This is a genomic window from Photorhabdus australis DSM 17609, from assembly GCF_000711895.1.
Taxonomy (GTDB): Bacteria; Pseudomonadota; Gammaproteobacteria; order Enterobacterales; family Enterobacteriaceae; genus Photorhabdus; species Photorhabdus australis.
This window is the reverse complement of record NZ_JONO01000095.1, coordinates 1-6,212: the sequence shown is the minus strand read 5'-3', so window position 1 is coordinate 6,212 and position 6,212 is coordinate 1. Positions and strand designations below refer to the sequence as shown.

Below are 6,212 nucleotides of genomic sequence, written 5' to 3'. Positions count from 1 at the left end.
GCACCTTAATTTTCAGTCGGTTATCATCAATCCCTTTCCGGCTCCCGGCATAATAAGCACGACGAGAAACATTCAAGAGACGACAAAGGTCAGTGACCGGCCAGCGCCGACTTAGCCGTGTGATTAAAGCGTAAACTTGCCGGGGGTTTCGCTCATCAACACGGCAGCCTGCTTTAAAATGGCTTTCTCCATTTCCAGACGCCTGACCTGGGCTTCCAGCGCTTTAATGCGCTGTTGTTCAGGTGTCAGCGCGATACCGGAAGGGGTAATCCCGTTCAGTTCGGCCTGATATTGTTTTATCCACTTGCGCAAGGTGCTGGAGTCGAGTTCGAGAGCCCGGGCTACATCAGGCACACGTTGCCGGTGTGTAATAACTTGTGTAATCGCCTCCAACTTGAATTCCGTGGAGAAGCGACGTTTAGTTTGATGATAGTTCATAGACTACACCTCAATTGACTGTTGTCACATTAACAGGCTTTGGATGTGTCCGGGAATATTAGACCACAACAAACCTCGGCAAGTCAGAGCCTGAACAGCCTGCCATTTTTGTTGCGGATTTATCCATAATGTTCCATCGATACCTGGTGTGTTATGTTCCCGGTTCGACGTAACACGTTTTACGGCCAGCAGCTTCGCCTGATGAGAACGGGTGAGAAGCCGCTGGAGCATTTGCACCTTATTCCAGCGCTGTGCTTTGGCTGCCTTGGCGATACGCATCTGGAGTCGAAATACATCAGCTTCAACCTGTTGCCAGTGTTGATAGATAACTAACACGATGATGCAGAAGGTGCACCGCCTTGGCTTATTGCCTGCGTCATCTGTGTTCCTCCATAATGTCGATGTTCAGATTCTTTCGCTAGAGAAGACCCGCAGGACGTCAGCCCCCTTTTGGGTCGGTAAAAAAAGACCGTATATCGGTCATTACAACCGAGCATTCGCTTTTTCCCGCACAACCATTGCTTGCCCTCGCGAGCTTGCTACCTGACGGAGTTGTACGGGGTTACCACGTTCCGTTCCTGCGACTCAAGGGGACAGGTCTTCCGTTTACACTGGCGGGGCCACGCTCACGATACCTCATCTGTGAGAAGGTATGCCTGCCCGCATGCCTTTTTGGCTGAAGCCTGACAACCGCTTTGGCTCCATAAGTATTACGATGCTTCTCGGAATTCGCTTTTGCTGACAATACCCTCATCCCTGGCGCCTTCACCGCCTGCGGCTGGCAGTTTGGGATTGACTCTCGCGAATCGTTCCTACGGTTGCCCATGGCTACGTTGTCCCTAACGCTTTGCACGCCAAAATTACTCTCAACGCACAGTCAGGTAGGGAACTGCTGCTGGTGAGATAGCAGGTTTCATCGCACTATAATTTCAACTTATTGGGTGAAACAATCACAGGAACAGCCTCGTGTCGTACCACAGAATTATTTACAGGGTCAAAAATAGCAAAAATCATAGACATCATAGAAAATTTCAACTAAGTTGTTCATAGCCAGCTCTTCCCCAGAGCTGTTTCGGCGTGCACTAAAACATTGCTCTTGGAACAGGCTTCATGTCAGTTTCTTATCCAGAATTCGGGTTAACTTAGCTTTCCAACTGTTTTCTATGTCTATAGACTGATAAACTACTTATTAAATCTTTGTTGAGTATGAATTAAATGCTTTCCCTTAAGAAGTTTAATGCTTTTGGATTATCAGCCCATGCTAAACATTTAGATATAGCTGAATCTCCCGAATCGTTATTGGCTTTATGGCAAGAAGCCAAAAAACAAAAACAACCTGTATTATTGCTTGGTGGAGGTAGTAATATCTTATTCACTGAAGATTTTGAAGGAACTGTGATTCTGAATAGAATCATGGGGATTCAATGTCAAGAAACTGATAATTTATGGCGTTTACATGTAGGAGCAGGAGAAAATTGGCACGATTTAGTTTGCTATTCTCTTCAAAATCGGATTTATGGGTTAGAAAATTTGGCCCTAATTCCAGGTTGTGCTGGTGCGGCACCAATTCAAAATATTGGTGCGTATGGTGTTGAATTTAGAGATATATGTGAATACGTAGATGTTCTTAATCTGGAAAATGGAGAGAGAATGCGTCTTAGTGCTGATGAATGTCAGTTTGGATATCGAGATAGTGTTTTTAAGCATAAATATAAAGAGAACCATTCTGTTACCTCTGTAGGGCTATTGTTAAAAAAGAATTGGCAACCGATATTGAACTATGGAGCTTTAACTAAGCTATCGAAAGGTAGTATAACTCCTCATCAGATCTTCAGTTTAGTGTGTGCAATACGTACTAGTAAACTACCTGATCCTGCAATAGCAGGAAATGCAGGTAGTTTTTTTAAGAATCCAATCGTTAGTGCAGAAGTTGCGGCTACAATTAAAGAAAACTATCCTGATAGCCCTCAATATTATTTTCATACTGATGGGGCGTTTAAATTAGCAGCAGGTTGGCTCATTGAGCAGTGTAATTTGAAAGGCTATCGTATTGGGGGTGCAGCTGTGCACCTTAAGCAAGCTTTGGTATTGATAAATCAGGAAAATGCTACAGGTAAAGATGTAATTGCATTGGCTGCCTATATTCGACAACAAGTGATAAGAAAGTTTGGTGTATTACTTGAACCTGAAGTTCGCTTTATTGGAGCTAAAGGCGAAATTGATGCTGTGGAATGTATTTCATGAAAGATATAACGGTACCATTACAATTGATCAAAACTTTGTCTGATGGCGAAGTTCATTCAGGGCAGCAACTGGGGCAAAACTTAGGGATGAGTAGAGCTGGAATTAATAAGCATATACAGACTATTCGTGAATGGGGAATTGAATTGGAAACAGTACCTGGTAAAGGTTATAGTTTTCCGGCCCCCGTGCAGTTACTTGATGAGTATATTATTTTACAACATTTGCCTGAGGGGCGTATCACAGTTTTGCCAGTTATTGATTCGACTAATCAGTACCTACTTGAGCGTTTATCTGGGCTGAAATCAGGGGATGCCTGTGTTGCTGAATATCAATATGCTGGTAGAGGTCGGCGTGGTCGGAAATGGGTTTCGCCTTTTGGAAAGAATCTTTACTTATCTATGTATTGGCGTCTTGAGCAAGGACCCGCTGCTGCAATCGGATTGAGTCTAGTTGTTGGTATTATTATTGCGGAAGTATTACATCGATTAGGCGCGGATAAAATTAAAGTAAAATGGCCAAATGATTTGTATCTTGATGATAAGAAATTAGCAGGGATTCTAGTTGAGTTGATGGGAAAAACCGGTGATGCTGCCCAGGTTGTGATTGGTGCTGGTATAAATATTGGAATGGAGCATAAGGATAAAGAGTCTATTAATCAGCAATGGATAAACCTGCAGCAAGCAGGAATTGAAGTTGATCGTAATAAGTTGGCAGTGGAGATAATACTTGAGTTAAGAAAAGCTTTGATTCAGTTTGAAAATGAAGGTCTGTCTTCATTTGTTTCTCGGTGGTTCGAGTTAGATAATTTTATGGATAGACCAGTAAAATTAATTATTGGCAATCAGGAAGTGTATGGTATAGCTAAAGGTATTAACCAGCAAGGAGCTTTGCTGCTTGATCAAGATAGTGTTATCACTCCATATATTGGTGGTGAGATTTCTTTGCGAGGTTGTGAGTAATAACCGGAAGAGAGATATCTTTCCGGCTTTAAAATCACCTATTATTTACGCAGTCTTACGCTTTCAATAGTATGATTAGCGCCTTTTGTCATGATTAGACTTGCTCGTTCTCGGGTTGGTAAAATGTTTTGTTGTAAGTTTAATCCATTGATTTCTTGCCATATGCTAGATGCGGTATTTATAGCTTCTTCCTCTGATAACTTAGAGTAACTGTGGAAATAAGAGTCTGGATCTGAAAAAGCACCCTGACGGAATTTCAGGAACCGACTGATGTACCAGCTCTTAAGTAATTTTTCTGATGCATCGACATAGATGGAAAAGTCGACGAAGTCGGAGACAAATACATGATGTGGATCATGAGGATAATCCATACCACTTTGTAATACATTCAGACCTTCTAAAATCAAAATATCTGGTTGCTCAATGATTTTTTTTTCATTTGGTACGATGTCATAGATAAGATGAGAGTAAACCGGAGCAGATATCTGCTTAGAGCCTGATTTAATATCGGACACAAATTTCACTAGACTGTGCATATCATATGATTGCGGAAATCCTTTCTTTTTCATCAATCCGCGCTCATTCAATACGCTGTTAGAATGTAGAAAACCATCTGTAGTGATTAATTCTACCCTTCTGTGTTCAGGCCAGCGACTTAGCAGTGCCTGCAATAGACGCGCAGTGGTGCTTTTACCAACGGCAACACTACCAGCAATGCCTATGATATAAGGGACTTTTTGTCCATCAGTACCCAAAAATTGTTCAAGTACGGCTTGGCGTCGTAAATTTGAACTGATATAAAAATTGAGTAAACGAGATAAAGGAAGATAAATTTCAATAACTTCTTCTAAAGAAATCTCTTCATTAATCCCTTTTAAATCAATTAATTCTTCTTTCGTTAATGTTAGTGGAACTGAATCACGCAAGGTAGCCCATTGTTTACGATTGAATTGCAAATATGGAGTAGCCAAAAAGGGTTCTTCTTTCATAGACCAACATCTGCCTGTTTGTACAGGTTGGACAGGTTGTAATAAACAATCTGTATCCGACAAAAAATAAATTGCATCATATCGATTGAGGAGCGATAGGCGTAGACTTTTTTATATTTTTAACGGTTTTTTTGATAAGAAATGCATAATCGTAAAAAAATTGGGTTGCTTTACTGAATGTTATATCGGATTTTTTTTCATAATGATGGAAATTTAACTGAAGAGAAGAAAGTGATTTATTAAGTTCTATAGAGCATTGTGATTAATTCATATCGTTATAGATAATTTTTTGGTGGTTATTTGAGCTGAAGTTATTGAGAAAATCAGCTAACCTGGTGGAATCGAGTGTTTTGTGACCGAATGATCGGCAGATGCAATTTTTTTGTTGCATAGAGAGCTCACACTGCCTAGAATGCGCAGCACTTGATGCCGGCATAGCTCAGTTGGTAGAGCAACTGACTTGTAATCAGTAGGTCCCGAGTTCGACTCTTGGTGCCGGCACCATAAAAAATTTGGATAAGGTGGGGTTCCCGAGCGGCCAAAGGGAGCAGACTGTAAATCTGCCGTCACAGACTTCGAAGGTTCGAATCCTTCCCCCACCACCAAGCGATCAGATTTAATCTTGAGTGTTATGCTCGAGCGGTTGCTCAAAGCAAAGCATATTGAGATACAATATACAGCTGATTGAAGTCAGGTAGCCGAGTTCAATGCGGGCATCGTATAATGGCTATTACCTCAGCCTTCCAAGCTGATGATGCGGGTTCGATTCCCGCTGCCCGCTCCAAGATGTGCTGATATAGCTCAGTTGGTAGAGCACACCCTTGGTAAGGGTGAGGCCGGCAGTTCGAATCTGCCTATCAGCACCATTTCTTTAATGTCCTTGTCTCCTGATTTTTTTCCTGTAAGCGATCCAACAAGCAACCGCTGGTTGATGTGGTGAAACCACCGATTTCGTGTCTTAGAGGGACAATCTAATGTCTAAAGAAAAGTTTGAACGTACAAAACCGCACGTTAACGTTGGTACTATCGGCCACGTTGACCATGGTAAAACTACCCTGACTGCTGCAATTACTACTGTATTGGCAAAAAAATACGGTGGTAACGCGCGTGCATTCGACCAGATCGATAACGCACCAGAAGAAAAAGCGCGTGGTATCACCATTTCTACATCTCACGTAGAATACGATACTCCAAGCCGTCACTATGCACACGTTGACTGCCCAGGCCACGCCGACTATGTAAAAAACATGATCACCGGTGCGGCTCAGATGGACGGCGCGATTCTGGTAGTTGCGGCGACTGATGGTCCAATGCCACAGACTCGTGAACACATCCTGTTGGGTCGTCAGGTAGGTGTTCCTTACATCATCGTATTCCTGAACAAATGTGACATGGTAGACGACGAAGAGCTGCTGGAACTGGTAGAGATGGAAGTTCGTGAACTGCTGTCTCAGTATGATTTCCCAGGCGATGATACGCCAGTTATCCGTGGTTCTGCTCTGAAAGCGCTGGAAGGTGAAGCAGAGTGGGAAGATAAAATCCTTGAGCTGGCAGAAGCCCTGGACAGTTACATCCCAGAACC

7 protein-coding genes and 4 tRNA genes are annotated in these 6,212 nt (G+C 42.6%); 8 read left to right on the top strand and 3 right to left on the bottom strand.

The window, feature by feature from the left end:
• Positions 1-123: 123 nt before the first annotated feature.
• Both BO26_RS17925 and BO26_RS17920 read right to left on the bottom strand, forming a co-directional pair.
• Entirely contained in the window at positions 124-438 is a 315-nt protein-coding gene (locus BO26_RS17925; RefSeq protein ID WP_036773863.1) for an IS3 family transposase, read from the bottom strand.
• 24 nt (positions 439-462) lie between these two features.
• Entirely contained in the window at positions 463-774 is a 312-nt protein-coding gene (locus BO26_RS17920) for a reverse transcriptase N-terminal domain-containing protein (protein ID WP_051691046.1), read from the bottom strand.
• 4 nt (positions 775-778) lie between these two features.
• On the opposite strand from BO26_RS17920, the gene BO26_RS24995 reads away from it, so the two are divergent.
• From BO26_RS24995 to birA, 3 genes are all read left to right on the top strand, one after another.
• On the top strand, positions 779-985 hold the full coding sequence (locus BO26_RS24995) for a hypothetical protein (RefSeq protein ID WP_477707050.1): 207 nt from the start codon (positions 779-781) through the stop codon (positions 983-985).
• Positions 986-1,653: 668 nt separating this feature from the next.
• Positions 1,654-2,682 carry a UDP-N-acetylmuramate dehydrogenase gene (gene murB, locus BO26_RS17915; RefSeq protein WP_036773861.1) on the top strand — a complete coding sequence of 343 codons (1,029 nt, stop codon included), beginning with the start codon at positions 1,654-1,656 and terminating at the stop codon, positions 2,680-2,682.
• Positions 2,679-3,641: a bifunctional biotin--[acetyl-CoA-carboxylase] ligase/biotin operon repressor BirA gene (gene birA, locus BO26_RS17910; protein WP_036773859.1), complete on the top strand. Its 963-nt coding sequence runs from the start codon at positions 2,679-2,681 to the stop codon at positions 3,639-3,641. Before murB ends, birA begins: the two co-directional genes overlap by 4 nt.
• A gap of 41 nt (positions 3,642-3,682) precedes the next feature.
• Here birA and coaA read toward each other — a convergent pair whose 3' ends face one another.
• The gene (gene coaA / locus BO26_RS17905) at positions 3,683-4,630 is read right to left on the bottom strand and encodes a type I pantothenate kinase (RefSeq protein WP_036773858.1); all 948 of its coding nucleotides are present in this window, start codon (positions 4,628-4,630) and stop codon (positions 3,683-3,685) included.
• Positions 4,631-5,058: 428 nt separating this feature from the next.
• Here coaA and BO26_RS17900 point away from each other — a divergent pair.
• From BO26_RS17900 to BO26_RS17880, 5 genes are all read left to right on the top strand, one after another.
• Positions 5,059-5,134: transfer RNA gene (locus BO26_RS17900), tRNA-Thr, on the top strand.
• A 16-nt stretch (positions 5,135-5,150) separates the two neighbouring features.
• Positions 5,151-5,235 (top strand) — tRNA-Tyr (locus BO26_RS17895).
• 104 nt (positions 5,236-5,339) lie between these two features.
• Positions 5,340-5,414: transfer RNA gene (locus tag BO26_RS17890), tRNA-Gly, on the top strand.
• 6 nt (positions 5,415-5,420) lie between these two features.
• A tRNA-Thr gene (locus tag BO26_RS17885) sits at positions 5,421-5,496 on the top strand.
• 108 nt (positions 5,497-5,604) lie between these two features.
• A partial coding sequence (locus BO26_RS17880; RefSeq protein WP_036773587.1) for a GTP-binding protein occupies positions 5,605-6,212 on the top strand: 608 nt, incomplete at its 3' end.

Bases quoted from the DNA above. Each gene is read 5' to 3' on its own strand.
- BO26_RS17925 (WP_036773863.1), bottom strand. From the start codon at position 438: ATGAACTATCATCAAACTAAACGTCGCTTCTCCACGGAATTCAAGTTG.
- BO26_RS24995 (WP_477707050.1), top strand. From the start codon at position 779: ATGCAGAAGGTGCACCGCCTTGGCTTATTGCCTGCGTCATCTGTGTTC.
- murB (WP_036773861.1), top strand. From the start codon at position 1,654: ATGCTTTCCCTTAAGAAGTTTAATGCTTTTGGATTATCAGCCCATGCT.
- birA (WP_036773859.1), top strand. From the start codon at position 2,679: ATGAAAGATATAACGGTACCATTACAATTGATCAAAACTTTGTCTGAT.
- coaA (WP_036773858.1), bottom strand. From the start codon at position 4,630: ATGAAAGAAGAACCCTTTTTGGCTACTCCATATTTGCAATTCAATCGT.